At 69.2% G+C, this 23,358-nt stretch carries 21 protein-coding genes; 11 read left to right on the top strand and 10 right to left on the bottom strand.

Features of this window, described 5'->3' with window-relative positions; translation table 11 throughout:
* Positions 1 to 20 precede the first annotated feature (20 nt).
* Positions 21 to 2,933: a SpoIIE family protein phosphatase gene (locus tag ACIF83_RS02475; protein WP_399722903.1), complete on the bottom strand. Its 2,913-nt coding sequence runs from the start codon at positions 2,931 to 2,933 to the stop codon at positions 21 to 23.
* A gap of 340 nt (positions 2,934 to 3,273) precedes the next feature.
* The gene (locus ACIF83_RS02470; protein WP_399722901.1) at positions 3,274 to 3,606 is read right to left on the bottom strand and encodes a hypothetical protein; all 333 of its coding nucleotides are present in this window, start codon (positions 3,604 to 3,606) and stop codon (positions 3,274 to 3,276) included.
* Between the two features lie 195 nt (positions 3,607 to 3,801).
* Between ACIF83_RS02470 and ACIF83_RS02465 the strand changes: the two genes are divergently transcribed.
* Positions 3,802 to 4,800 (top strand): DUF1259 domain-containing protein, encoded by a 999-nt coding sequence (locus ACIF83_RS02465; RefSeq protein WP_393464996.1) that lies wholly within the window; start codon positions 3,802 to 3,804, stop codon positions 4,798 to 4,800.
* Entirely contained in the window at positions 4,800 to 6,005 is a 1,206-nt protein-coding gene (locus ACIF83_RS02460; protein WP_393464993.1) for a cytochrome P450, read from the top strand. The genes ACIF83_RS02465 and ACIF83_RS02460 overlap by 1 nt, the downstream gene beginning before the upstream one ends.
* 64 nt (positions 6,006 to 6,069) lie before the next feature.
* Here the strand turns inward: ACIF83_RS02460 and ACIF83_RS02455 are convergent, their stop codons facing one another.
* The 4 genes from ACIF83_RS02455 to ACIF83_RS02440 all read right to left on the bottom strand — a co-directional run bounded on the left by ACIF83_RS02455 (position 6,070) and on the right by ACIF83_RS02440 (position 10,686).
* The gene (locus ACIF83_RS02455; protein WP_399722898.1) at positions 6,070 to 6,273 is read right to left on the bottom strand and encodes a hypothetical protein; all 204 of its coding nucleotides are present in this window, start codon (positions 6,271 to 6,273) and stop codon (positions 6,070 to 6,072) included.
* A 69-nt stretch (positions 6,274 to 6,342) separates the two neighbouring features.
* Positions 6,343 to 7,284: a hypothetical protein gene (locus ACIF83_RS02450; protein WP_399722897.1), complete on the bottom strand. Its 942-nt coding sequence runs from the start codon at positions 7,282 to 7,284 to the stop codon at positions 6,343 to 6,345.
* A 340-nt stretch (positions 7,285 to 7,624) separates the two neighbouring features.
* Positions 7,625 to 10,048: a SpoIIE family protein phosphatase gene (locus ACIF83_RS02445; RefSeq protein ID WP_399722895.1), complete on the bottom strand. Its 2,424-nt coding sequence runs from the start codon at positions 10,046 to 10,048 to the stop codon at positions 7,625 to 7,627.
* 218 nt (positions 10,049 to 10,266) lie between these two features.
* The gene (locus ACIF83_RS02440; protein WP_393464982.1) at positions 10,267 to 10,686 is read right to left on the bottom strand and encodes an arsenate reductase ArsC; all 420 of its coding nucleotides are present in this window, start codon (positions 10,684 to 10,686) and stop codon (positions 10,267 to 10,269) included.
* A 366-nt stretch (positions 10,687 to 11,052) separates the two neighbouring features.
* Between ACIF83_RS02440 and ACIF83_RS02435 the strand changes: the two genes are divergently transcribed.
* The 3 genes from ACIF83_RS02435 (at position 11,053) to ACIF83_RS02425 (ending at position 12,816) form a co-directional block, all read left to right on the top strand.
* Positions 11,053 to 11,367: an ArsR/SmtB family transcription factor gene (locus tag ACIF83_RS02435; protein ID WP_393464979.1), complete on the top strand. Its 315-nt coding sequence runs from the start codon at positions 11,053 to 11,055 to the stop codon at positions 11,365 to 11,367.
* Between the two features lie 59 nt (positions 11,368 to 11,426).
* On the top strand, positions 11,427 to 12,227 hold the full coding sequence (locus ACIF83_RS02430) for an aquaporin (protein WP_399722892.1): 801 nt from the start codon (positions 11,427 to 11,429) through the stop codon (positions 12,225 to 12,227).
* Positions 12,228 to 12,312: 85 nt separating this feature from the next.
* Positions 12,313 to 12,816, top strand: a complete 504-nt coding sequence (locus tag ACIF83_RS02425; protein WP_399723151.1) for an MFS transporter — start codon at positions 12,313 to 12,315, stop codon at positions 12,814 to 12,816.
* A 37-nt stretch (positions 12,817 to 12,853) separates the two neighbouring features.
* Here the strand turns inward: ACIF83_RS02425 and ACIF83_RS02420 are convergent, their stop codons facing one another.
* A complete protein-coding gene (locus tag ACIF83_RS02420; RefSeq protein ID WP_399722890.1) occupies positions 12,854 to 13,390 on the bottom strand; it encodes a DinB family protein in 537 nt (178 codons plus the stop codon).
* A 38-nt stretch (positions 13,391 to 13,428) separates the two neighbouring features.
* A complete protein-coding gene (locus ACIF83_RS02415) occupies positions 13,429 to 13,797 on the bottom strand; it encodes an ArsR/SmtB family transcription factor (protein ID WP_393464970.1) in 369 nt (122 codons plus the stop codon).
* A gap of 179 nt (positions 13,798 to 13,976) precedes the next feature.
* On the opposite strand from ACIF83_RS02415, the gene ACIF83_RS02410 reads away from it, so the two are divergent.
* From ACIF83_RS02410 to ACIF83_RS02395, 4 genes are all read left to right on the top strand, one after another.
* Positions 13,977 to 15,344 carry an FAD-dependent oxidoreductase gene (locus ACIF83_RS02410; protein ID WP_399722887.1) on the top strand — a complete coding sequence of 456 codons (1,368 nt, stop codon included), beginning with the start codon at positions 13,977 to 13,979 and terminating at the stop codon, positions 15,342 to 15,344.
* Positions 15,345 to 15,370: 26 nt separating this feature from the next.
* Positions 15,371 to 15,826 carry an ArsI/CadI family heavy metal resistance metalloenzyme gene (locus tag ACIF83_RS02405; RefSeq protein WP_399722885.1) on the top strand — a complete coding sequence of 152 codons (456 nt, stop codon included), beginning with the start codon at positions 15,371 to 15,373 and terminating at the stop codon, positions 15,824 to 15,826.
* Positions 15,827 to 16,091: 265 nt separating this feature from the next.
* Complete coding sequence (locus tag ACIF83_RS02400; protein ID WP_393466921.1) at positions 16,092 to 16,316, top strand: hypothetical protein; 225 nt, start codon at positions 16,092 to 16,094, stop codon at positions 16,314 to 16,316.
* 766 nt (positions 16,317 to 17,082) lie between these two features.
* The gene (locus ACIF83_RS02395; RefSeq protein ID WP_398137467.1) at positions 17,083 to 18,621 is read left to right on the top strand and encodes a DUF1254 domain-containing protein; all 1,539 of its coding nucleotides are present in this window, start codon (positions 17,083 to 17,085) and stop codon (positions 18,619 to 18,621) included.
* A 54-nt stretch (positions 18,622 to 18,675) separates the two neighbouring features.
* Here the strand turns inward: ACIF83_RS02395 and ACIF83_RS02390 are convergent, their stop codons facing one another.
* Both ACIF83_RS02390 and ACIF83_RS02385 read right to left on the bottom strand, forming a co-directional pair.
* Positions 18,676 to 20,211: an MFS transporter gene (locus ACIF83_RS02390; RefSeq protein ID WP_399722883.1), complete on the bottom strand. Its 1,536-nt coding sequence runs from the start codon at positions 20,209 to 20,211 to the stop codon at positions 18,676 to 18,678.
* 699 nt (positions 20,212 to 20,910) lie between these two features.
* Entirely contained in the window at positions 20,911 to 21,519 is a 609-nt protein-coding gene (locus ACIF83_RS02385; protein ID WP_399722881.1) for a TetR/AcrR family transcriptional regulator, read from the bottom strand.
* Between the two features lie 136 nt (positions 21,520 to 21,655).
* Between ACIF83_RS02385 and ACIF83_RS02380 the strand changes: the two genes are divergently transcribed.
* Entirely contained in the window at positions 21,656 to 22,417 is a 762-nt protein-coding gene (locus ACIF83_RS02380) for an SDR family NAD(P)-dependent oxidoreductase (RefSeq protein ID WP_398137470.1), read from the top strand.
* A gap of 797 nt (positions 22,418 to 23,214) precedes the next feature.
* Positions 23,215 to 23,358: tectonin domain-containing protein (locus ACIF83_RS02375; protein ID WP_399723149.1), on the top strand; the 144-nt coding region annotated here is incomplete at its 3' end.

Below are 23,358 nucleotides of genomic sequence, written 5' to 3'. Positions count from 1 at the left end.
AAAGCGGGCCGGCGGGTGGATCAGACCGGGGCGGCAGGGAGGGGCTGTTCGGTCCAGATGGACTTGCCGGTGCGGGTGTGGCGGGTGCCCCAGCGCTGGCAGAGCGCGGAGATGAGCTGCAGGCCCCGGCCGCCCTCGTCGGTGGCGGAGGTGTGGCGGATGTGCGGCGTGGTCAGGCTGGCGTCGGAGACCTCGCAGATCAGTGCGCGGCTGCGGAGCATGCGCAGTCGGATGGGGCCGCAGGCGTGCCGGACGACGTTCCCGACCAGCTCGCTGACCAGGAGTTCGGTGGTCATGATCAGGTCCTCGTCGGTCAGGTCCCAGTCGGTGAGCTGGGCGCGGACCAGCTCACGGGCCCGGCCCGCCGCCACCGGGTCCTCCGGCAACGGCCACTCGGCGACGTTCTCCGCGTCCAACGGGTGGGTGCGGGCCAGCAGCAGGGCGGCGTCGTCGGTCAGCGCGCCGTGGGCGGGGAGGAGAGCGGAGGTGAGGCTCGCGCAGAGGGCATCCAGGTCGGACGCGTCCGCCGGTGAGGCCGGCATGGCGTTCACGGACCGGAAGAGGAGCTCGGCCAGGTGGTTCATGCCGGTGGTGACATCCCTGTCCTTGCTCTCGACCAGGCCGTCGCTGTAGAGGGCGAGCAGGCTGTCGGCGGGCAGCACGGTTTCGAGGATTTCGAAGGGCGGCGCGGCCACCCCCAGTGGCGGGTCCGGGGTCATGGACAGGAAGGTGACGGTGCCGTCGGGGTGGGCCACCGCCGGGGGCGGCTGACCGGCGCTGGCGTACGACAGATGCCGGGTCACCGGGTCGTAGATGCCGTACAGACAGGTCGCGAAGGCATCGGTGCCCAGCTCGCCGACGATGTCGTTGAGGTGGCCGAGGATTTCGTCGGGCGGCAGCTCCAGCTCCGAGAGGGTGCGGACGGCGGTGCGGAGCGCGCCCATGGTGGCGGCCTCGGCCATGCCGTGGCCCATGACGTCGCCGATCACGAGCGCCACGCGGGCCGCGGAGAGCGGGATGACGTCGTACCAGTCGCCGCCGACGTCGGCTCCCTGCTTGGCCGGCTGGTAGCGCGCCGCCGTCGTCACCGCGGGCAGCTCGGGCAGTGCCTGCGGCAGCAGGCTGCGCTGGAGGGTGCGGGCCCGGGTCGTCGCCTCGTCGTAGAGCCCGGCTCGCTCCAGGGCCTGCGCGATCAGTCCGCTGAGCGCGGTCAGCAGCGTTCGTTCGTCGTCGTCCAGCACCCGCGGTCGGCCGAAGGAGATCACCGCCGCGCCGATCTCGCGCCCGGACACCGCCAGCGGCAGAAAGGCCCACGCCTGCTTGTCGTCCTCCCGGATCAGGGTCCCGGTCCCCGGGTAACGCCTCAGGAACTCCTCCGGGGAGGAGATGCAGAGGGGGGTGCGGCTGTGCAGGGCGTCTCCCACCGGGTTCACGGTGTTCATGGCGTCCCGGACCGTCCAGTGCCCGTCCAGCAGTCGGGTGAAGCGCTCCGCATACCCCCGGGAGCCGACCACGGTGAGCCGGTCGTCGACCGCGCCGAGCATGATGAGTCCGGTGGCCCCTAGGGGTGTCATCACGCCGTCGGCCACCGCCGCCATCACGTCCTGGGCCGTGACAGCCTCGGCCAGCTCCCGCGTGATCCGCTGCACCAGGGCCGCCCGCTCCGCGGACGCCCGCTCCGCGGCGGCCCGCTCGGCCTCGCGCAGATGCCGCTCGGTGGTGTCGGTGATGTAGAGCGTGAGACCTTCCGGTACCGGCACCAGCCGCAGGTGGTACCAGGATGTCCCGTCCGGCCCCGGTACGTCGAATCCGGTCGGCCGGCCCTCGGCCGCCGTCACCCGGCACTGTTGCTCCAGCCCCGGCACGGCACGCACCGCGGGGATGTTCCAGAGCAGGGCTCCGGCCACGTCTCCCGCGGCGCCGAGGAACCGCTCGGCGGCCTGATTGAGAAATCCGATGCGCCAGTCCGCGTCCAGGGCGACGAAGCCGTCGCTCATGTGTTGCAGCGCCCGCCCCACCGACTCGGCGGCGGCATGCGTTTCGCTGCTGTCCCGGAGGGTGCCGATCACCTTCACCGGCGCCCCGTCGTCGTCCGTGACCGTCCGGGCACGGGCCTCGATCCAGACGTACGTGCCGTCCTGCCGCCGGACCCGGTACTCGTTCTGGAAGCCGCCGCGGAGCTGGATGCCCGTATCGAAACCGGCTACCGCCGCCGGCAGGTCGTCCGGGTGGATCAGCGCCGCCCACGCCTCGATGCCACCGCTCATCACCGCGGGATCGATGCCGGCCAGCACCTCCTCGACGGGCCGGTCGGAGGTCAGCTCGCCGGTGCGCAGGTCCCAGGTGTACGTGACGGAGGGCATCCCTTCCACGTCCCACGGAGGGGCGGCCTCCCGCGGTCCTGGCTCGTTCTCCAGGGCGCGCAGCAGGGTGGGGGACGGATTGAGGATCCCGGACGACGCGAGCCTCCCGGACATCCAGGCCGCCACCTCGTCCAGGAACGCGCACTCCGCCGCACCGGGCTCGTCGCCCGGGGCGAAGAGGACGGAGAGCGCGCCGCGTCGCCCGCCGCCGCCCGGAACGGGGACGGCCAGGTGACCGATGCCGACCGGGAGCCGCGAGGGCCACAGGGCGGCGGGGTCCCGGCCGGGCACCGGGTCGGGCGGGGCCAGATCGGGCTGAAAGGTGATGGTGTCGTTGCGGGCGGCCCTGCTGGGCGGGGCCGTGCCGCGTACCGGGATGATCAGCCAGGGCCGGGTCATCGACTCCGGCAGGCCACTGTCGGCGACCAGGTAGAGGATGCCGCTCATGCCGCCGCCCGGGAGGTGCACCATGCCGCCCAGGCCGTGCACCTCGGCCACCGCCTGCTGGAGCGCGGTCAGCAGCACCTCGACATCGCGCCGGTCCTCGTCCACGGCGTCGAGCAGCCGCATCCGTATGCGGTGTGTTTCCGAGGGCCGTGCGGTCGGTATGGTCCGCAGGCCCTGCGGTCGGTGCTGCGAATGGGGGACGTGCGGCATGGACGGGTCGGTGCTGTGCGCTTCGCCACCTCTGGTGTTCACCACTGTCGACTGTCGCCTCCGCTCACCCGCTGGGCTGCAAGCGATCGGATGTGGACCTGGAGCGATCTACATCCGTCCATTGCATCCTAATTGGAACAACCTAGGCGATTTCATATGCTCTGGGGAACCGTCTTCGCGTCCTCGGCATGGTCGTGGTGCTGCTCGGCGGCACGTTCATGAGGCGCCGTCCGTCGAGGACGGCGCCCGAGCCTTACTGGGGCGGCTTCCCAACGATGGGCGTTGCCACGTCAGGGTGGGCAGCTGCTGCGAGCTGGACGGCGAGGGTGTTCGCCTTCTGACGTTCGTCGTCCGACCTGTCCCGCCCCGACTGACCGGCCTGGAGACCGAAGTACGCGCCGACGAGTGTGCCGGTGACTCCTGTCAGCCCGGCGTACACCGCTGAAATGCTCGTCCTGTCGACCTTCGAGAGCGCCACGAGGAACCCGACGAGGACCACCACCAGGCCCACAAGGACCACCCGGAACCCGTACGCCCATCGTCTGTCACCGGATGCATCCGCCCCAGTTCCACCATTGGCGCTCATCGGGGTCCCTTCAGCAAGCGTGTACCTACCCCAAGCGTCCTGCTCGCACAGAGAGCGGCAAGTCGAGGTGCTCCACCCGGCGGCTGACGACGTACGTGGTCGCAGTTCGTGATTAGCCCACCTGGCCGGGGTAGCTGTGCCGGTCAGCGGTCGACGCGGTCTCCCGTGCTTGCATCCTGCGTGGAGGCCCATGACATGACTGACGAGAGACAGCAAGACACCCGCTCCCGACTCTCCGCGTCCCGGCGTCGTGTGCTGGCGGCGGCCGCCCTGGCGCCCATAGCTGCCGGTGTGCCGGCCCGGGCCCACGCCCTGTCCGCCGGACCGGCGGGCCGCGCCCTGGTCGAACCAGTGATGACCAAGCTGACGGACTGGGCGGCCGTGGGCGAGTCTCTCGGCCGACCCGGTGACATGAAGCGATTCATGTACCACACGGGCTTGCCGCGTCGGGACCTCAAGGTCCACTCGCACGGCGTTCTGATCGACCCTGCGCTCGCCCTCGGTACACACGTGTCCTTCGTCCGATACGCAGACCGGAGCACGCTCTTGATGGGTGACGCCGTGGTCACCGAACGCGAACTGCAGCACTTCTGTGACGTCCTGCAGCAGCACGGGATCATGCAGACCGCCATCCACAAGCACCTGCTCGCCCACGAACCGGATGTCTGGTGGGTCCATCTGCACGCCCACGGTCACGATCCGGTCGCCGTCGCTCGAGGTCTGCGCGCCGCATTCGACTGCACCGGTACTCCACCCGCCGCACCCGCCACCCCCTCGCCGCCCGTCGACCTGGACACCAAGGCCATCGACGCCGCGATGGGCGTCAAGGGCTCCACCGACGGCAAGATCTACAAGTCCACCTATGTCCGCCGCGAGACCGTAGCCGACGGCCATCTGGCCCTGCCGCCGGGACTGGGCTCGACCACCTCCGTCAACTTCCAGCCGCTCGGCGGCGGTAGGGCCGCCCTCAGCGGTGACCTGGTCATGATCGCCGGCGAGGTCCAGCCCGCCCTCACGGCCCTGCGACGCGGTGGGGTCGAACTCGTCGAACTGCACCACCACAACCTCACCGACGAACCACGCCTGTTCTTCGTCCACTACTGGGCTGTCGGCGATGCCGTCAGGCTCGCCCAGGCCATTCGCCGGGCCGTGGACGTCACCAACGTCGTACCCATGTCTGGAGGAGCCGGCTGATGGCCGCGGACCACGAGACAATCACCTGCCCGTTCGACTTCAGCGAAGCACTCGACTTCGACCCCGCGCTCGCGGACCTGATGCAGCGCCGCTCCCCCGCGCGCATCCGGCTTCCCTACGGCGATGCGGATGCCTGGCTGATCACCGGCTTCGACTCCGTCAAGCAGGTGACCACCGACCCACGGTTCAGCAGGGCAGGCATCATCGGTCACGACTACCCCCGGATGACGCCGGAGCCCATCGTCTCGCCGGAATCGATCAACGTGATGGACCCGCCGCAGAGCAGCCGCGTCCGTCACCTGGCCTCTCAGGCCTTCACGCAGCAGCAGGTCGACGGCATGCGGCAGCGGATCATCCGGCTCACCGACCGCCTGCTGGACGACATGGAGAAACAGGGACCGCCGGCGGACGTGGTCCAGCACCTGTCCAACCCGCTCCCCCAGCACGCCATCCTGGACCTCCTCGGTATCGAACGGGAGGAATGGCCCCGGATCGAGGAGTCCGTGCACCAACTGCTCGTCGTCGGCGCGGGCACCAAGGAGGCCGCAGCGACAGCCAAGGCCGATCTGACGGCCTACTTCTCCAAACTCGTCGAACAGCGCCGGAACTCACCCGGCCCCGACATCATCAGCGCGATGGCCGCGGCGCGGGAGGGCGAGGAACAGCTCGACGACAAGGAACTGGCGGTCATGGCACTGACGCTGGCGCTCAGCGGCCAGGACACGGCGACCTGCCAGATCAGCGACATCACCTACCTGCTCCTGACACGTCCCGAGCTGATGCAGCACCTCAGGCGCCGACCCGAGACCGTGACCGACGTCCTGCACGAGATGCTCCGCTGCATCCCGTTCCGCAAGGGGGTCGGAATCCCACGCGTGGCTCTCGAGGACGTGGAACTGGACGGTGCGCGGATCAAGGCAGGCGACTTCGTGCACGTGTCGTACCTGACGGCCAACCGAGACCCGGAGCGCTACCCGGCCCCCCACGCCATCGACCTCGACCGCCCCATCGCTCCGCACATGACCTTCGGCTGGGGCGGACACCGGTGCATCGCCATGCCGTTGGCCATGGCGGAGCTCGAAGTGGCCATTGGCCGACTTGTGGAGAGGTTCCCCGGCCTGCGGCTCGCAGTGCCGCCGGAGGAGCTGCGGTGGGACACCGAGACGATCAGGCGGTTTCCGCTGGAGCTGCCGGTGGCCTGGTAGGAAGGCCTGCGTCGCGGAACACCGACGAGCCCCCCCTTCCCAGCCGGGAAAGGGGGCTCGCGGGTCACACGGTCGCGCACAGGTCTGGAGCGGGTCTCAGAGCCACCAGTTGCAGCGGGGGGCGTGGAGCGGGGGTGTCGCCGCTGCCGGGGTGGTCGATGCCGACGATGGTGCGGCGCGCTGCGAGGCCTTCCAGGATCGGGCCGCAGGTGCCGGCCCCGCTGCTGCCGGCGCCGTGGGCGAGGGCGAGGAGCGCCGACCGCGGCAAGCGCGGTAGTCACCTCGTCCTCGCTCACGTCGGTGCACGTGACCACCACCGTGCACAAGTGACCGCTCGTCAGTTGGTGCAGCCGGGGATGGTGTTCTCGGGGGAACAGTTGTCCGGGGTGTTGTTGCGCACCGCGGTGCGGTCCAGCGTCACTGTGCTACCGCTGTTGAAGATGCCGCCGCCGCTGCCGGCGCCGCCGTTCGCGGTGTTGCCCACCACCGAGGACAGGGTCAGCGTCGCCGCGTTGCGGTTGTAGATGCCGCCACCGAACTCTGCGGTGTTGCCTCTCACCGTGGTGCGGGTCACCGTCAGCGTGCCGTCGTTGAAGATGCCCCCACCGCCGGGAGAGGTGGCGGTGTTGCCGCTCACCGTGGAGTGGTCCAGCGTCAGCGAGCCGCCGTTGTAGATGCCGCCGCTGTCTGTGTTGGAGGTGTTGTCACGCACTGTGCTACGGGTCAGCCTCACCGTGCCGCGGTTGTCGATGCCGCCTGTGCTTGTCGCGGCGTTGCGCTGCACGGTGGAGTTGGTCAGCGTCAGCGTGCTGGTGCTGTCGTTGAAGATGCCGCCACCGGTGAAGACGGAGGTGTTGTCGGTCACCGTGGAGCGGTCCAGCGTCGAGGTGCTGCCGTTGATGTCGAGGACGCCGCTGCCGTTGAAGTTGCGGCCGTTGGTGATGGTGAAGGCCACCAGTCGCGCCTTGGCGCCGCTGGTGACCGTCACCACGGAACCGGTCTGGTTGCCGTCGAGGACCGCGCGCTGGATGCCCGTCAGGGTCAGGTTCTTGTCGATGGTGAAGTTGCCGACGCAGGTCCCCCTCACCTGCAGTGTGCTCCCCGGCGAAGCGGCGTTGATTGCGGGCTGCAGGGCGCTGGGGTCGCCGCTGCAGTTCACCGTGGTGTTCTGGGCAGCCGTGGCCGGTGCCGCCCCGGTCAGGCCGGCCGCCCCCGCCATCGCCGCCACCATCGCAGGCATCCCCCGGTGCCACACCGCCCGAGTTGCTCGCGCGAGCATCTGTCATCTCCCGTCCATGTGCAGGGAAACACCCGGCGGCCCAAGCTCGCTGTCGTTCTCCTGCCGGGCGGCCCAAGCGCTTACGCTCGCAGAAACCTCCCCCTCGGGGCGGACCGAGGACCGGAGGTGAGCCGACAAGCCCCCCGAACAGCCGGAGACAATGACCGGCATGGCCCAGAGACGACCGCTGGGCGACCGCCCCGGCCACGACGTACCCCTTCTCCGACATCAGGCGTGCTGAACACTCGGAGCGGGGCACAGGCCGCCAGCGCCTGCACCACCTCCTGGGCCGTCGGGCCGGATCCCGAACCGGCTAACCGGCCCCGCCCAGCCCGACGTTTCAGCATGCGATCTCGGCCCAGATCGTCTTTCCCTGAGCATGGTGGCGTGTCCCCCAGCGGTCGGCGAACTGTGCGACAAGCAGTAGGCCGCGGCCGCCTTCGTCAAATGTGCGGGCACGCCGCAGGTGCGGGGCGGTGCTGTTGCTGTCGGAGACCTCACAGATGAGCGCGGCGTCGCGAATCAGACGCAACTGGACGGGCGGCTGCCCGTAGCGGATGGCGTTGGTGACCAATTCGCTGATCACCAGTTCCGCGGTGAACGCAACATCGGAAAGCCGCCACGCCGTGAGCCGAGCCTGAACCTCCGCACGAGCTCCGGCCACCGCAGCAGGGTCGGACGGCACATCCCACGTGGCGACCTGACTGGCGTCCAGGACGTGAGTACGGGCGACCAGGAGCGCGACATCGTCCCGCGGCTGCGCGGGGAGCAAGGATTGGATCAGGTCCTCGCAGACGGCCTCCGGCGAGTGCGCGGGCTGCTCCAGACGCCGGCGCAGTAGCGAGAGGCCTCCGTCGAGGTCACGGTGGGTCCCCTCGACGAGACCATCGGTGTAGAGCACAAGAAGGCTGCCTTCGGGAACTTGCCACTCGGCCGTTTCGAAGGGCAGCCCTCCCACGCCCAGTGGAGGCCCTGGGGGCACGTCGATGAAGTTCGCCGTGCCGTCGGGCGTGACGATGGCCGGAGGCGGGTGCCCCGCGCTGGCAGCTGTGCAGCGCCGTTCGATCGGGTCGTAAACAACGTACAGGCACGTGGCGATGAGAGCGGTGGAGATGTCGAGGTCGGTCTCGCCCCCGGCGTCCGCGGCGGGGTCCTCCTCTGCCGCCAGGTGCGTGACGAGGTCGTCGAGGTGGGTCAGGAGTTCGTCGGTGGGAAGGTCGACATCTGCCAGGGTGCGCACCGCAGTCCGCAGCCGGCCCATGGTGGCGGAGGCACGCAGACCGTGGCCCACGACATCCCCCACCACCAGTGCGACCCGTGCGCCCGACAGGGGGATCACGTCGAACCAGTCGCCCCCCAGCCCCGCCCGGGTCCGAGCCGGAAGATAGCGATAGGCCGCCTCGACCGCGTCCTGCGCGGCGAACCGGCGTGGAAGCAGGCTGCGCTGCAAGGCCAGGGCGGTGGTGCGTTCGAGGGTGTAACGGCGTGCGTTGTCCACGGCCACGGCGGCGCGTGCACCGATTTCCTCTGCGAGGAGCAGGTCGTCATCCTGAAAGGGCTCCTGACGCCGGTGGCGCACGAAAATGGCCACACCAAGCGTGATGCCACGGGCACGCAGAGGGATCACCATGATCGAGTGGACTCCGAACGTCCGGACCACCCATGACCGCTGGGGATCAGCCTCCTGCCAGTCCTTGATCGCTTCGTCCAAGGTGTGATGAAGCGAGGGTCGGCCGGTGACCAGACAACGCACGGGCGGCGTGGACTGAGGGTAGTAATCCACATCTCCCGGCCGGATCAACGCCTCGGGCACGCCAGGGAGCACGGACTGTTGCGCGGCGCGACGGAGGGCAACGGCGTCGGTGCCGCAAGGGCCCGGCTCGACACCCCGGAACAGCGAGTCGAGCAGGTCGACAGTGACGAAGTCGGCAAGCCGGTCCACAGCGACATCGGCCATCTCCTGCGCTGTTCGCATCACGTCGAGGGTGCTGCCCACCTGCGTGCTGACATCGTTGAGCAGGGCGAGCCGCTCGCGGGCCAAGTGTTGCTCGGTGACGTCGAGCGCGGTCAGTTGCACGCGTCGTACCTGTCCGGCCGGAGACTTGAGCGGGGACACGGTGATGGACCAGACCCTCTCCCGTGCCGTGGGCCGCGCTCGACCACGTACGTGGAACTGCTCGGGCTTACCCGACTCGAACGCACTGCGCATGCCTTCCTCGACCGTGTGGCAGATATGCGGCGGCATGATCTCGGTGACCCGCCGACCACGCAGCTGATCTTCCGAGAGAGCCAGCTCGCGCATGGCGCCGGCACTCGCTCTCAGGGCTCGCAGCTCGGAGTCGAAAACCATCAGAGGCAGATGACACTGCGCGAAGGCTTCCTCCGTTGTCGTCGTCCCACGCAGTTCTGTGCGGTCCGTCGCAGTTGCGACCACCAGCTGTTGCGCATTGCCTTCGCCGTCGACCGATGGAAAGACACGCAGGCGCACCTCGACGCGTCGGCCGTCTCGATGGTGGAGCAGGGCGGTGTTGCTCCGGCCGTCGAGAACCGCAGAGAGACCGTCTTCGGCATTCGGATCCGAGCCGAGCAGACGGGCCGCAGGGCGCCCCACGACGTCGCGGTAGGAGTAGCCGAGCAGCCGCTCGGCACCTGTACTCCACCCCGTGACGATCCCCCGTCCGTCCACGACGGCCGTGGCTGAGGTCGCCGGGTCGCAGAGCACGCCGGGGCCATCACCGGTTGTGGCACGGTGCATTTCGATCATCGCCCATCCAGCACGGAAAGCCGGAGCTGCAAAGACGCCACCCCGGCTGTGGGGCACCGCGAGTTTCCTCTACCCCCACTTCTACCGTTCCCAGCTCTCGCCCGCAGGTCGGTACAGCTCGGGCACTCTGCACCAGAGGCAGCAGCAACGAGCCCCTCCCGGTCAGGGACGGGGGCCGGAGCCGATGCCTTCCCGTATCCCGTGATCCCTCGTGCAGGTCACGCGTCCTGCTGGGCGTCGATCTCGGCGATCAGGGCCTCGATACGGGTCCTGATCTCGTCGCGGATGGGCCGAACAGCCTCGACACCCTTGCCCGCCGGGTCTTCCAGCGCCCAGTCGAGGTACTTCTTGCCGGGGAAGATCGGGCAGGCGTCGCCGCAGCCCATGGTGATGACGTAGTCGGACGCCTGGACGGCCTCGGTGGTCAGGATCTTCGGCTTGGCCTCGGAGATGTCGACGCCGACTTCCTTCATGGCCTCGACCGCGGCGGGGTTGACCTGGTCACCCGGGATGGAGCCGGCGGAGCGGACCTCGATGCGGTCGCCCGCGAGGTGGGAGAGGAAGCCGGCGGCCATCTGCGAACGCCCGGCGTTGTGGACACAGACGAACAGCACGGAGGCGAGCGGGCTGGAGGACATCGGCACTTCCTTCGTAAATGGACCAACAGTTGGTACGGGGGTCGGGTTCACGCCCTCGGGGTCGTTGACGGGCCGGTCCAGGAACCGGCGGCCCGGCAGCACGGGACAGGCATCCCCACAGCCCGTCGTGATGACGATGTCGACGGCCTGTACGACCTCGTCGTCAGCTTGGCGAACGCGATGGCGCCAGCCGTTACCGAGAGCCGGGCGGTACCGGTCGCGAGGCGCTCATCGGGCAGGACAGGGGGCGGGGATGCGGTCATGGGAACCCCCTTCGGGGCTCGGGGCCCAACTCGTGCCGGGATGCGGGTCCCAAGGATCAGCCCAGGCTGGTATCAGCCGGGAATGATATGAGAGTATCAGTCCATGCTGACGTCAGTCGACACTGATCTGTTGCGGGTTCTGGCCGACCCGCTCCGCCTCCAGATCGTCACCTTGCTGGCCGGGGAGACGCTCTGCACCACGCACCTGATCGAGGAGACGGGGGCCAGACAGACCAACCTCTCCAACCACCTGAAGGTGCTGCGCGAGGCCGGGGTCGTGGAGACGGAGCCCTGCGGCCGGTTCACCTACTACCGGCTCAAGCCCGACGTCATCGCCTCGCTTGCCGGTCAGTTCGCCGACCTCGCGGCGACCGCGCGCGCCACCGCCGAGAACAACGTCAAGCGGTCCTGTCCCTGATCTTCCGGCGGCCGTCCATCGCCGGGTCCCGTCGCTTTCGCATGCACCAAGGAGTCCTGTTGAGCGCCGCCGAGGCCACCGAACACGACAGAGCCGAGGAATCCGCCATAGCGGCGGACACCGAGCCGCGATCCGCCCCGGGCGCCACGCCACCGCAGGCCCCTCCACTGGTGGCCAAGGCCGCCGCCGAACTGGTCGGCACGGCAACGCTCGTCGCCATCGTGGTCGGCTCCGGCGTCCAGGCCACCGAGCTGACCAAGGACGTCGGCCTGCAGCTGCTGGCCAACTCGACAGCCACCGTCTTCGGTCTCGGCGTGCTGATCGCGCTGCTCGGCCCGGTCTCCGGCGCGCACTTCAACCCCGCTGTCACCCTGGCCGAGTGGTGGACAGCCCGCCGCGCCGGCGTCGGCGTCACCCTGCGCGAGGCGGCTGTCTACGTCCCTGCACAGATCGCCGGGGCGATCGCGGGCGCTGTCCTGGCCGATGCGATGTTCGGCGAACCCCTGGTGAAGTGGTCCACCCACGACCGCTCCGCCGGACACCTGCTCCTCGGCGAGGTCGTCGCCACCGCAGGCCTGATCCTGCTGATCTTCGGCCTGGCCCGCACCGACCGGCTCCGCTTCGCCCCCGTCGCGGTCGCCTCCTACATCGGCGCCGCCTACTGGTTCACCTCGTCCACGTCCTTCGCCAACCCGGCGGTGACGATCGGCCGGGCCTTCACCGACACCTTCGCCGGCATCGCGCCCGGATCGGTCGCGGCCTTCATCGGCATGCAGTTCGTCGGCGCCGTGGTCGGGCTGGCCCTGGTGGCCCTCATCTTCATGCCCGGCCGAACGGCCGAAGAGCAGCCGACCGGATGAGACGGGCCTCGCAGCTTCGGTCCTCTGCTCGCCCTCGCCCTGGTGGCCTGGTCGGGGGTGCGAGGTCGGCAATGTCGCCGCGACCCTGCTGATCCTGCGGGCGACCGAACCGCTCACACCCGGCCACGGCACGAAGACGGCGACCACGCTCGCACTCGGCCTCTACACCGCCTACAACATTGCGGCGACGGTTGCCTCCATTCCGGCGGGGCGTCCGGCCGACCGGTTGGGCGCACGCGGCCCGCTGCTCGTCCTGACGGCCGGGGTCGCCGCCTTTGCCGCCTCCTACGGGCTGTTCGCCGTCAGCAGCACGGCCGTCGCCGTCCTGGCAATCCCGTTCGTCCTGGCCGGCGTCGGCATCGGCGCCGTCGAGACAGCTCAGCACTCCGCCGTCGCCGTACTCGCCCCGAAAGACTTGTGCGGCTCGGCCTTCGGCTTGCTGGCCACGGTGCAGTCCCTGGGCAACCTCGCCGCCTCCGCCGTCGCCGGCATCCTGTGGACTGCCTTCTCGCCTTCGGCCGCCTTCGCCTACCTCAGGGTGTGGATGCTGCTGGCCCTGTCCGGCTTGGCGCTCACTGCCCGCCGGTGAAGACGGACCGACCTGAGCGGGGCACACTGCGCGCAGCTCAGCGACCCTCGGTCAACGTGAGCTGTCGACGGTGGAAATCGAAGTGCCGGGTCGGGTACCGGTACAGATCCGCGACGGTCATGACGTCGTCGAAGAACGGGTCCCAGCGGGTCGGGTAGTGCATGCTCAGCGAGAGATCGGCGTCCCGCTCGCCGTCCAGGCGTCGGTGCAGGTCGGCGATCACGCGGTCGAACCCCGTCGCCATGCGGCGGCGTCCGAAGACCTTCGCGCCGCCGAGCGGGCCCAGGTAGTTGACGACGTCGAAGGGCCGGGTCCCGGCATTGAGGAGCCGGGCGAAGGCCCGGCTGGCACCGCGCGGCAGACGTCCGAAGACCCGCAGCAAGAGCAGCAGCGGCCGGATCAGGATGTAGCCGAAGAACATGTGGAACAACAGCTGCTCGTTGGTCCACCGGGTGCCGTCGGTCGGCTTGCGCAGGTCGGCCTCGGCGGCACCGTCGAGGAGCCGGTGGAACGTCGTACGGGCGCGCTCCATCTCCTCGTGGATCACCTGACGGTCCACCGACGCCCCATCCATCGAACCCACCTACTCGCCGTTCGGTTTGTGTGGTCGACTCAGCCCAGGGTGCCGAGCATCTGGCCCATCGCGGCGACCACCGACGGCTCCACCCGGTAGTACACCCAGGTGCCACGTCGTTCGGAAGTCAGCAGCCCGGCCTCCTTCAGCTTCTTCAGGTGGTGGGACACGGTCGGCTGCGAGACGCCGACGTCGGAAATGTCGCACACGCACGCCTCGCCATCCTCGTGCGAGGCGACCAGCGAGAACAGCCGCAACCGCACCGGATCGCCCAGCGCCTTGAACATCCGAGCGGTCTTCTCCGCTTCGTCAGCAGTCAGCGGGCGCTCGGTGAGGGGCGGACAGCACGGCGCCACGGCATCGGAGCCCTCCGGCTCCAGCAGCGTCAGCACCTTCGTATTCGACATACGTCTATGTTGACATATGTCGAACCAGGCTGGCGAGGGTTGAGCTCGCCCCCCAGGCGTCGCATCGCACCCATCGCCAGATGTCAGATTCGACGAATGTCTATATTGACGCTTACCTATTCAAGTGCAATGCTGACCCCAACAAGCCATCGACAAACGTCGAATCAAAGGGGAGCCTCGTGAACGCGCCCACCACCGACCAGCTGCCCGTCGTGGTCATCGGAGCCGGCCCCATCGGCCTCGCCGCAGCCGCCCACCTCGTCGAGCGCGGCCTCGAACCGCTGGTCCTGGAAGCAGGGCCCTCCGCCGGCTCCGCGGTCCGCGACTGGGCGCACGTGCGGCTGTTCTCCCCCTGGGCCGAGGTCACCGACCCCGCCGCCGAGAAGCTGCTCGCACCGACCGGCTGGGCGCGCCCCGACGGCGCCACCTGCCCCACGGGCGGCGACTGGGCCGAGAAGTACCTGCAGCCGCTCGCCGACACCCTCGGCGACAAGGTCCGCTACGGCGCCACGGTCACCGGCGTCGCTCGCGCCGGCCGTGACCGCATCGTCGACTCCGGCCGCGACGAACAGCCCTTCACCGTCCACATCCAGCTCGCCGACGGCCACGAGGAGCGCATCACCGCCCGCGCCGTCATCGACGCCTCCGGCACCTGGTCCGTCCCCAGCCCGATGGGCGCCGACGGCCTGCCCGCCCTCGGCGAGAAGGCGGCCGCCGACCGCATCTCCTACCGCGTCCCCGACCTCAGCGACCCGGCCGTCCGCGCCCGGTACGCAGGCAAGCGCACCGCCGTCGTCGGCTCGGGCGCCTCCGCCTTCACCGCCCTCGCCCACCTTGCCGATCTGGCCAAGGAGGAGGAAGCCACGCACACCATATGGATCCTGCGCCGCGGCATCAGCACGAACACCTACGGCGGCGGCGAGGCCGACCAGCTTCCCGCCCGCGGCGCACTGGGCCTGCGCGCCAAGGCCGCAGTCGAGTCGGGCCACGCCGGCGCGGCCACCGGCTTCCGCACCGAGGCTGTCGAGCGCGACACCGGCGGCCGCCTGATCCTGGTCGCCGAGGACGGCCGTCGCCTCGACCCGGTCGACGAAATCATCGTCCTCACCGGCTTCCGCCCCGACCTCTCCTTCCTCTCCGAGGTCCGCCTCGACCTCGACGAACGCCTTCAGGCTCCAACAGCCCTCGCCCCGCTCATCGACCCGAACGTCCACTCCTGCGGCACCGTCTACCCGCACGGCGTGAACGAGCTCTCCCACCCCGAGCAGGACGTCTACCTGGTCGGCATGAAGTCCTACGGCCGCGCCCCCACGTTCCTGGCGATGACCGGCTACGAGCAGGTCCGCTCCATCACCGCCGCCATTGCGGGAGACCGCGAAGCCGCCGAGCGCGTCGAACTGACCCTCCCCGAGACCGGCGTATGCGGCGGCGCCGGCCTGTTCGACGACTCCGAAGCCGACCAGGACGGCGAGGGAGGCGGGTGCTGCGCAGCGCCGTCCACCCTGCAGATCGGGGTCGGCGCCCTCGCATCGTCCGGTGGCTGCTGATTCCCACACCCACAAGGAGGTTCGCCATGTCCCGCGTACAACTCGCCCTCCGCGTCCCCGACCTCGACGCGTCCATCGCCTTCTACACCAAGCTGTTCGGCACCGAGCCCGCCAAAGTCCGCGACGGCTACGCCAACTTCGCCATCGCCGAACCTCCGCTCAAGCTCGTCCTGATCGAGGGCACCGCAGGCGAGGCAACCCGCATGGACCACCTCGGCGTCGAGGTCGAGACGACCGAGGCCGTCCACGCCGCCACCACCCGCCTCGGCGAGGCCGGCCTGGCCACCGACGTCGAAAACGACACCACCTGCTGTTACGCCCTCCAGGACAAGGTCTGGGTCCACGGCCCCGGCCAGGAACCCTGGGAGGTGTACGTCGTCAGGGCAGACGCCGACTCCCTGGCCAAGCAGCAGGGAAGCGCCTGCTGCATCGGCCCGGCCGAGGCCGACCCGGGGGAACCAGCCGTCGCGGGCGGCTGCTGATCGGCCGATGCCCCCACACCAGGGAGGGTCACGGGCACTCAGTAGCCATCCGACTCCACTGCGCCCCTCCCCCCATCAGGGAAGGGGCGCAGAACGTCCTCCGCGTGCACCGCGGGGGCGAGGCTGCGTCCGAGGGGAAACGCCAGCCGGCGCCGACGCAGCAACTGCCTCGCCCTCGCTCGCCTGGTCCAGAAAATCGAACACATGCTTGAATTTGGGCATGCAGTCGTTCCCCGCCGACCTTGCCAAGGCGCAGCCTGAAGACATGCCCGGCCCGACCCGCGTAATCGTCCATCCACCGTCAGCTACAGGCGGCCGACGCGTGCGCGTAGAGGGCGAGATCCTTGGCCTGGCCCACAACGTGGCCGACGTTGCCGAGTTCCTCCGCCGAGCCGGGCTGGAGATCGACCCGGCAGAGGTGGCGGAGTCGCCGTGGATCGACTGGATCGGAGCAGGACCTGAGTGCTGGGGCCCGGAGACGAGCGACTGACGCCCTCCGCAGTCGAGGCAGAGCCCAGGGACAACACGCTTTTGATGATCGAGGTACCCCACTCTCGCCTACGATCCCGCTTGCACCGGCCAATGGGCCGCGCGCGTGTGCTGCGGAAAGTGTGGGGTGGCGTGCGTTGCGTTCCTACCGGCCGGCCCTGGCCATCGTTCCCGTGGCGTTCGCCCTCGTAGGCTGTGGCCGGCCAGCCTTCGCACCGGTCCCTGAGGTAAGCCCTGTCGGCGACCCCGACGAGGGCCATGCGCTCTGCGTCCTGCCCCGGCGACGAGGCTGAGACCGGCTCTCGGCCGGCCCACTCGGCCACGCCGCTCTCCGTAATTCCTCACCGTCTCCTCGCTCACCCCCGCCGGCGCCTTGACCACCCGGCCGAGCACCCCGCTCACACGCTCACCCGACACGCCGCGCAGACGTTGTTGTCCGTGCGGTTGTCCGTACTCACGGACGACTCGGCGTCACCGGTCCGGTAGAAGCTTGATCTACGCATGCTCGCCGCGCGCCGACCGGCTCCGCGCAGTGCCCCTGATCCTGCCCGCGGTGAGAACGCGGTTGCCGGGCCCTGGCTGCGGTGATCTACTCGGTTGTGGGGCCGGAGTTGCGAAGCACCCTGCCCGATACCCGACGAAGCACGGCGAACGATGCCGACGCCGACCCGCAGGCATGGGCCTGGACCACGTCACCGACCAAGCCGACTGTGCGGCCGGAGATGGTGAGATGCCGTGGTGCTCAACGACGGGAGATGAGCGCGGAAATGACCTCCGAAGCCACGATCAACCGCCCACCCATTCAGCGACTGCGCGACCAACTCACAGGAGTGGCGTCGAGTATCGGCCAGGCGGCGACGGCAACGAGCAGGGCTACTGCGGACGCCGTGCGCCACCCGCGAACAACGCTCGGACGCGCCCGCGAGGCATCGCAGGCGCTGCCGCTGATGTGGGAGTCGGTAAAGCCGGTACTGACGGGCCACGTCAGCGACTGGCGCCGGGAATACGCCTACACGCTCGGGGAACAGGCCTTCGTCTACGGATTCCCGTACATCTACAACGCCGGGCTCCGCCACCGGTGGGTGACCCAGAAACCCGACACCGACGCGACGCCGTATGCCGCCGTGAACCACTTCTGGCACGCCCGCAAGCTATTCGACGCCTCCGACCGGGAAGGCCTGGCCCCCAACAACGACACCCTGTACTCGTTCGCCTGGGTCGACCTGAGCGAGGAACCCATCATCCTCTCGCACCCGGACATGGGCGACCGCTACTTCACCTTCGAACTGGTCGGCGTCACCTCCGACAACTACGACTATGTGGGACAGCGCGCGACCGGATCGCACGCCGGTGATTTCGCCCTCGTCGGGCCGGGATGGACAGGAGACCTCCCCGAAGGGGTGCGCCGCACGGCGACTGCCCCCGGTCCCTGGGTCGTGGTCGTTGGCCGGACCCTCGTCGAAGGCGAGCACGACCTTGCGAACGTTCATGCACTTCAACGCGGGTACCGGTTGACCCCGCTCCATCTGTTCGGCAAAGAAGGAGCGCACGTCCCGGAACGCCGCGACGTGCTGGAACCGATCGACGCGGCAGCTGATCCTCTCGGGCCGTGGAAGACGCTGAACGCGATGCTCGCCGAGAATCCGCCACCCCGGCACCACGAGGTTCTGCTCAAGCAGTTCGCCGAGTTCGGTATCGGGCCCGGGCTCGACGTCGAAGCCCAGCCCGAACCCGTCAAGCAGAGCCTGATCCGGGCCGCCACTACCGGCGTTCGGATGCTCGAACAGCAACTGCTCAGTGGTGAATGGGCTCAAGTCATCAACGGCTGGCGCTACCCGCCTCCGCAGATGGGACGGTTCGGGGACGACTTCCTGAGGCGAGCCGCGGAGCAGTCCTTCGTCGGCGTCGCCGTCAACGATCCCGAGGAAGCGGTCTACCTGGCCGCCTTCCACGACGCGGACGGCAGCAAGCTGTCCACGGGCCGCTACGAACTGCGCTTCGAATCAGGGAATCTGCCCCCTGTCGACGCTTTCTGGTCGCTGACGACCTACGGCGAGGACAGGAACTTGGTCCCCAACCCGATCGGCCGCTACTCCATCGGTGACCGCACCCCAGGACTGCTCACCGACGGAGACGGAAGCTTGACCATCCACCTACAGCCGGAGTCCCCAGGCCCCGCCCGTGAGCCCAACTGGCTTCCCACACCAGGACAGGGCATCTGGTTCATCGGCTTGCGCATGTACCTGCCACGCCCCGAAGTCATCGACGCCCGATGGGAGTGCCCGCCGATCAACCGCGTCGGCTGACGGCGGCACCGCCGAGCCGTCACCGCGCGGTCGGCAACGGGCTCGGCCCACACCCTAGGCCCTGGGCTCTTTACGCCGGGGCATCAGCAGAATGGCCAGCACCGCCACGATGAGCGGCAGGATGCTGACGATCAGCATGGTGAGCCGTAGTCCGTCGGCGAAGTCCAGCCCGAGGTCCAGTCCTGAAGCCTGACGGAGCAGGTTGGAGTCGTACACGGTGCTGCCCGGACTCTGCGCCAGTCCGCTGCGCACGGCATCCACGGCCTGCCCGGCACGGGCCACCGACAGCCCGCGTGACTTCGCGTCCACCAGCCACTGCCGCCGGAAGAAGAAGTTGAGAAGCAGAACGTAGACGGTGGGCCCGAAAGCGGAGCCGGTCATCGCGAAGGCCATCTGGACGGAGGCCATCGTGCCGGAACGCCCGGGCGGTGCCTGCGAGAGGACCGTCTCGGACACCGACGCAGAAGTGACCACCGACCCGAGGTTGCACATCCATGTGGTCGGCACGAGCAGCCACACCGCCATCGTGGGGCCGGCGGTGCCCGCCATCAGCAGTCCGCTTGCCGCCATCACCAGCAGGCCGGTGACCATCACCGGCCGCGGGGTGTACTTCCCGATCAGGCTCCCGGCCAGGATCACGGCACCGGCGATCAGCAGGGTGCCGGGCAGGTACAGCAGGCCGATGGACTCGGGTGAGAGCGACAGTACAACGCTGCCGAACTGCCCCAGGACGATGCCGAGCCCCGCGATCAGGAAGTTCAGTGTGAGGGTCGCCGCCAAGGCCACGCTGAACGGTGCGCTGCGGAACAGTGCCAGGTCCAAGGCCGGTTCCTGGGTGCGGCGTGCATGAAGCACGTACAGCACGGCGACGGCCGTGCTGATCACCAGCGGCACCCAGGTCTCGGGCCGGAGGATGCCGTTCTGCGCCGCGGCGAGGCCGACGACGAGGGCCAGCAGAGTCGCCCCGATCAGGGTGACACCGACCACGTCGAGGCGACGGCCCTGCTGGACGGGTGACTCCGGGACGTACCGGGCCGTCAAGCACAGCGACACCAGGCACAGCAGTGGGGCGATCAGAAACAGGAACCGCCAGCCGACGACCGCCACCGCCCAGCCCGTGAACGCGGGGATCACCCCGCACAGGATCACGTCGACGGCCATCAGGCCGCCGATGGCGACCGGCCGCCTCTCCGGCGCCACGGACACCTTCAGCAGGGCCAGCGGAACTGCCAGCAGCGCGGTCATCCCCAGCCCGGCCAGAAAGCGCATCGCAAGCAGGAAGCCATAGCCGGGCGAGAACACGGAGAGCAGGTCGGCGACCGTGACGACGGCCAGTCCCTGCATCAGCAGCCGCTTGAGCCCGACGGAGTCCCCGAGCCTGCCCGCGGCGAGCACGGAGGAGGCCATCACCAACGTCGCTGCTCCGCCCAGCAGCCCGACGGCCTGCGGCGGTACACGGAGGGCCCGGCTCACCTGCGGCAGATTCAGGCTGAGCACCAGCGGGTCGACGACGGTGACGGTGAAGGCGAGGGCGAGGGCGAGGATGATCGGCAGGGTCGTCGCTCTGGTACGTGACTCAGCGGATGACACCCCAGCGCCTCCCGTGCTCCCACGTCGCATGCCGGTCAACGCTAGTCCTGCCAGTGCGCACCGTCGGGCTTCGCCGGGCCGACGCGCACCGAAGCCCGGCGTTCGGACTACGCGTCAGTCGCGCGCTGGGCGCGCCGCGCCGAGGCACCGGCAAGACCGGGGAATTCGCGCACGTCGAGCGCCGTCCTCGGTCAGAACGTGGCGGCGAACTCCCCCGCCGGCGCCTCGACCCACGGCCGAGGCGCCCCGCTCACCTCAGCGCGCGTGACCACTGGCAGCAGGCGCCGGCCCAGCGTTCCTGACCGTCAGAGGCAGCAGTTTCTTGCCGGTCGGGCCGATCTGGATGTGGGTGTCCATGAGCGTCGCGGCATGCCTGTGAGCCGCGCCGTCATGGAGAGGGCCATGGCCCTCTGCGCACCAGCGCGAGCCGGCTGCGGACCGGTGAGGGATGCCACAAATGAGGCCGACCAGTGGCGCGCGAACCCCGAGAGGTCTACCGTCGAAGGGAGAACGACCGGTCTTCCTACCTCTCGTGGAATGGACTCTCGGCCATCCGGACGGGACTGCCTCCATGCAGAGAACTGCTGGTGGGCCCCGGTGCACGTCGAAGAGAGATCAAAAAGTTCTATGAAAGCAACCCGCGCCCCGGCCTGGCCGGGGCCCCGCAGAGGGCCACTGTCTCGCGCGGCCCTGCTGGGATCAGCCGTCCGATCGGATGAGCCGGACCGCGTTCAGCAGGGTCTTGTGGGCGGCCGTCGAGTCGTCCAGGTAGCCGGCAGCCATCGCACCGTCGTACAGCATCAGCAGCGCACCGGCAGCCGACTCCGCATCGGCGTGGCCGAGCCGGGTGAGCAGATCCTGGAAGAGGGTGCGGATCCAGTCCCTATGGGACGTCACCAGGTCACGGACAGGATGGTCGGCATCCGGGTACTCGGCGGCCGCGTTCATGAACGGCGATCCGCGAAAGCCGCGCTCGCGGGCGTGCTCGGCGATGGCCTCGAAGATCAGGTCGATCGCTTCCGCGGGCGGGTGCCCGGCGGCCAGCGGTTCGGCGACCCCCTTGTAGTAGGCGTCCTTGGTCAGCAGGTAGGCCACGACCAAGTCGTCCTTGGAGGCGAAGTGCCGGTAGAAGGTCGCCTTCGTCACCCCGGCCTCGGCAATCAGCCGTTCCACGCCGATCGCGCGGACGCCCTCGTAATAGAACAGCCGCGACGCGGCCCGGACCAGACGTTCGCGAGGCGGTAGTTCTCTCTCGGTCTTGATCTCTCGGCGCGTGCTGTCGGTGGTCTTCTGCCCAGTGCTGCTCACTTCCCCATTGTGCCCTCGGCTCTGCCTTGAGCGGCCTCTACCCCCGTACGGCCCCCACCCATAGGGGTCGTCCCTCTGTCCCGCACGGCTCGCACGGCTCGCACCAGCGTTGCCGTTCATCGAAAGGCTTGAACCCATGAATCGTCGTCTTGAAGGAACCGTCGCCCTGGTCACCGGAGCCTCCAGCGGTATCGGCCACGCCACCGCGCTGGAGCTTGCCCGCGAGGGCGCCTCCGTGTCCCTGGTCGGCCGGCGCGAGGACCGGCTCACCGACCTCGCCGCGGAAATCTCCAGCGTCGGTGGAAAGGCCCTGGTCGTGCCTGCCGACATCACCACCGCACAAGCCGCCGCGGAAGCGGTCGAGCGGACCGTCGAGGGCCTGGGCCGCTTGGACACCCTGGTCAACAACGCCGGCCTCATGCTGCTCGGGCCCGCCCCCGCCGCGGACCTGGACGACTGGCGGCGCATGATCGACATCAACCTCATGGGCCTGATGTACACCGCCCACGCGGCCGTCCCCCACCTGGTCAAGGCCGCCGCCGAGGAGCCGCGTCAGGTCGCCGACATCGTCAACATCGGGTCGCTCGCCGGCCGCAACGCCTACGCCATGTCCGCCGTGTACAGCGCCACCAAGTTCGGCGTCGGCGCCTTCAGCGAGGCACTGCGCCAGGAACTGGCGCGCCAGCACGTCCGCGTGTCCGTCATCGAGCCGGGCAGCGTCGACACCGAACTGCGCACGCACAACCCGGCCGTCATCCAGCAGCACATCGTCGCTGCCCTGGGCGACATCGAGCGGCTGCAGAGCCAGGACATCGCCGACACCGTCGGCTACATCGTCACCCGCCCCCGGCACGTGGCCGTCGCCGAGCTGCTCGTACGCCCCACCGAGCAGGCCTGAACACCAAGCCCGTGGCCGACTCAACGCTGCACCACCTTTGATCGGTCAGGGCAGCCGCAGTGCGAGCGACGGCTGTACGCTCCCCGGCTCGTGGGCCGCTGCCGTCAAACTGCGCCGTCAAGACAAAGACCAGAGGCCCTGCGGAGTGATCCACAGGGCCTCTGACGTGCTGCGCACTCGGCAGGATTCGAACCTGCGCCTTCAGGGCCAGGCAACGCTGTCCGGGAAGACACCGGCGACGCCGACGGGCGAGGACGGGAAGCGGCGACCGTAGCCAGGGCAGCTGTCACTTCCTCCTCGCTCACCCCGCCAACGCCTCAACCACCCGATCGAGCGCCTCGCCCACCTCAGTGCGCGTGACCACTGGCAGCAGGCGCCGGCCCAGCGTTCTTGACCGTCAGAGGCAGCAGCTTCTTGCCGGTCGGGCCGATCTGGATGTGGGTGTCCATCTGCGGACATGCAGCCACTCACAGCGGCACCGAGTGGAGAGGTCGTTGCCGTGCTCGCTGTTCTCGCGCACGTTGGGTGGAGGCCCCGCCTGAAGCCTGCCACCCCGCAACCGGGCCGCACTCGCGTCAACACACCATTCATGAATAGCTCGCGTGAGTGACTGCGGTTTGCGTCGCATTGACGATCTACCGGGCGCCACCAGTCCGGCTTGAATAGGCAACCCCTTACACAAACTTGACTCTTTTCGGACAAATAGTCCGGTCGCCCTCCTCGCTCGTAAGCGAACGAGTCGTCCTGCTTGGGGAGCGTTCCCGTGCACGCCTTCCCAGCGGAAAGGAGTCGGAAGCATGGCCGACTGGAAGCAGATCAGCGGCGCACTGGTGCGCATCACGGCGGGGTCCAGGACCAACGTCTGGGGGGTCAACGCCGCCGGGAACATCTACCGCTACACGAACAACGACGCCAGCCCCTGGGTACAGATCCCCGGAGCA

This window comes from Streptomyces sp. NPDC085866, from assembly GCF_044541035.1.
Classification (GTDB): Bacteria; Actinomycetota; Actinomycetes; order Streptomycetales; family Streptomycetaceae; genus Streptomyces.
This window is presented reverse-complemented; position numbering and strand designations above follow the sequence as displayed.

Bases quoted from the DNA above. Each gene is read 5' to 3' on its own strand.
- ACIF83_RS02405 (WP_399722885.1), top strand. From the start codon at position 15,371: ATGTCCCGCGTACAACTCGCCCTCCGCGTCCCCGACCTCGACGCGTCC.
- ACIF83_RS02380 (WP_398137470.1), top strand. From the start codon at position 21,656: ATGAATCGTCGTCTTGAAGGAACCGTCGCCCTGGTCACCGGAGCCTCC.
- ACIF83_RS02435 (WP_393464979.1), top strand. From the start codon at position 11,053: ATGCTGACGTCAGTCGACACTGATCTGTTGCGGGTTCTGGCCGACCCG.
- ACIF83_RS02460 (WP_393464993.1), top strand. From the start codon at position 4,800: ATGGCCGCGGACCACGAGACAATCACCTGCCCGTTCGACTTCAGCGAA.
- ACIF83_RS02415 (WP_393464970.1), bottom strand. From the start codon at position 13,797: ATGTCGAATACGAAGGTGCTGACGCTGCTGGAGCCGGAGGGCTCCGAT.
- ACIF83_RS02470 (WP_399722901.1), bottom strand. From the start codon at position 3,606: ATGAGCGCCAATGGTGGAACTGGGGCGGATGCATCCGGTGACAGACGA.
- ACIF83_RS02445 (WP_399722895.1), bottom strand. From the start codon at position 10,048: ATGATCGAAATGCACCGTGCCACAACCGGTGATGGCCCCGGCGTGCTC.
- ACIF83_RS02440 (WP_393464982.1), bottom strand. From the start codon at position 10,686: ATGTCCTCCAGCCCGCTCGCCTCCGTGCTGTTCGTCTGTGTCCACAAC.
- ACIF83_RS02465 (WP_393464996.1), top strand. From the start codon at position 3,802: ATGACTGACGAGAGACAGCAAGACACCCGCTCCCGACTCTCCGCGTCC.
- ACIF83_RS02420 (WP_399722890.1), bottom strand. From the start codon at position 13,390: ATGGATGGGGCGTCGGTGGACCGTCAGGTGATCCACGAGGAGATGGAG.
- ACIF83_RS02475 (WP_399722903.1), bottom strand. From the start codon at position 2,933: ATGCGGCTGCTCGACGCCGTGGACGAGGACCGGCGCGATGTCGAGGTG.
- ACIF83_RS02450 (WP_399722897.1), bottom strand. From the start codon at position 7,284: ATGCTCGCGCGAGCAACTCGGGCGGTGTGGCACCGGGGGATGCCTGCG.
- ACIF83_RS02395 (WP_398137467.1), top strand. From the start codon at position 17,083: ATGACCTCCGAAGCCACGATCAACCGCCCACCCATTCAGCGACTGCGC.
- ACIF83_RS02400 (WP_393466921.1), top strand. From the start codon at position 16,092: ATGCCCGGCCCGACCCGCGTAATCGTCCATCCACCGTCAGCTACAGGC.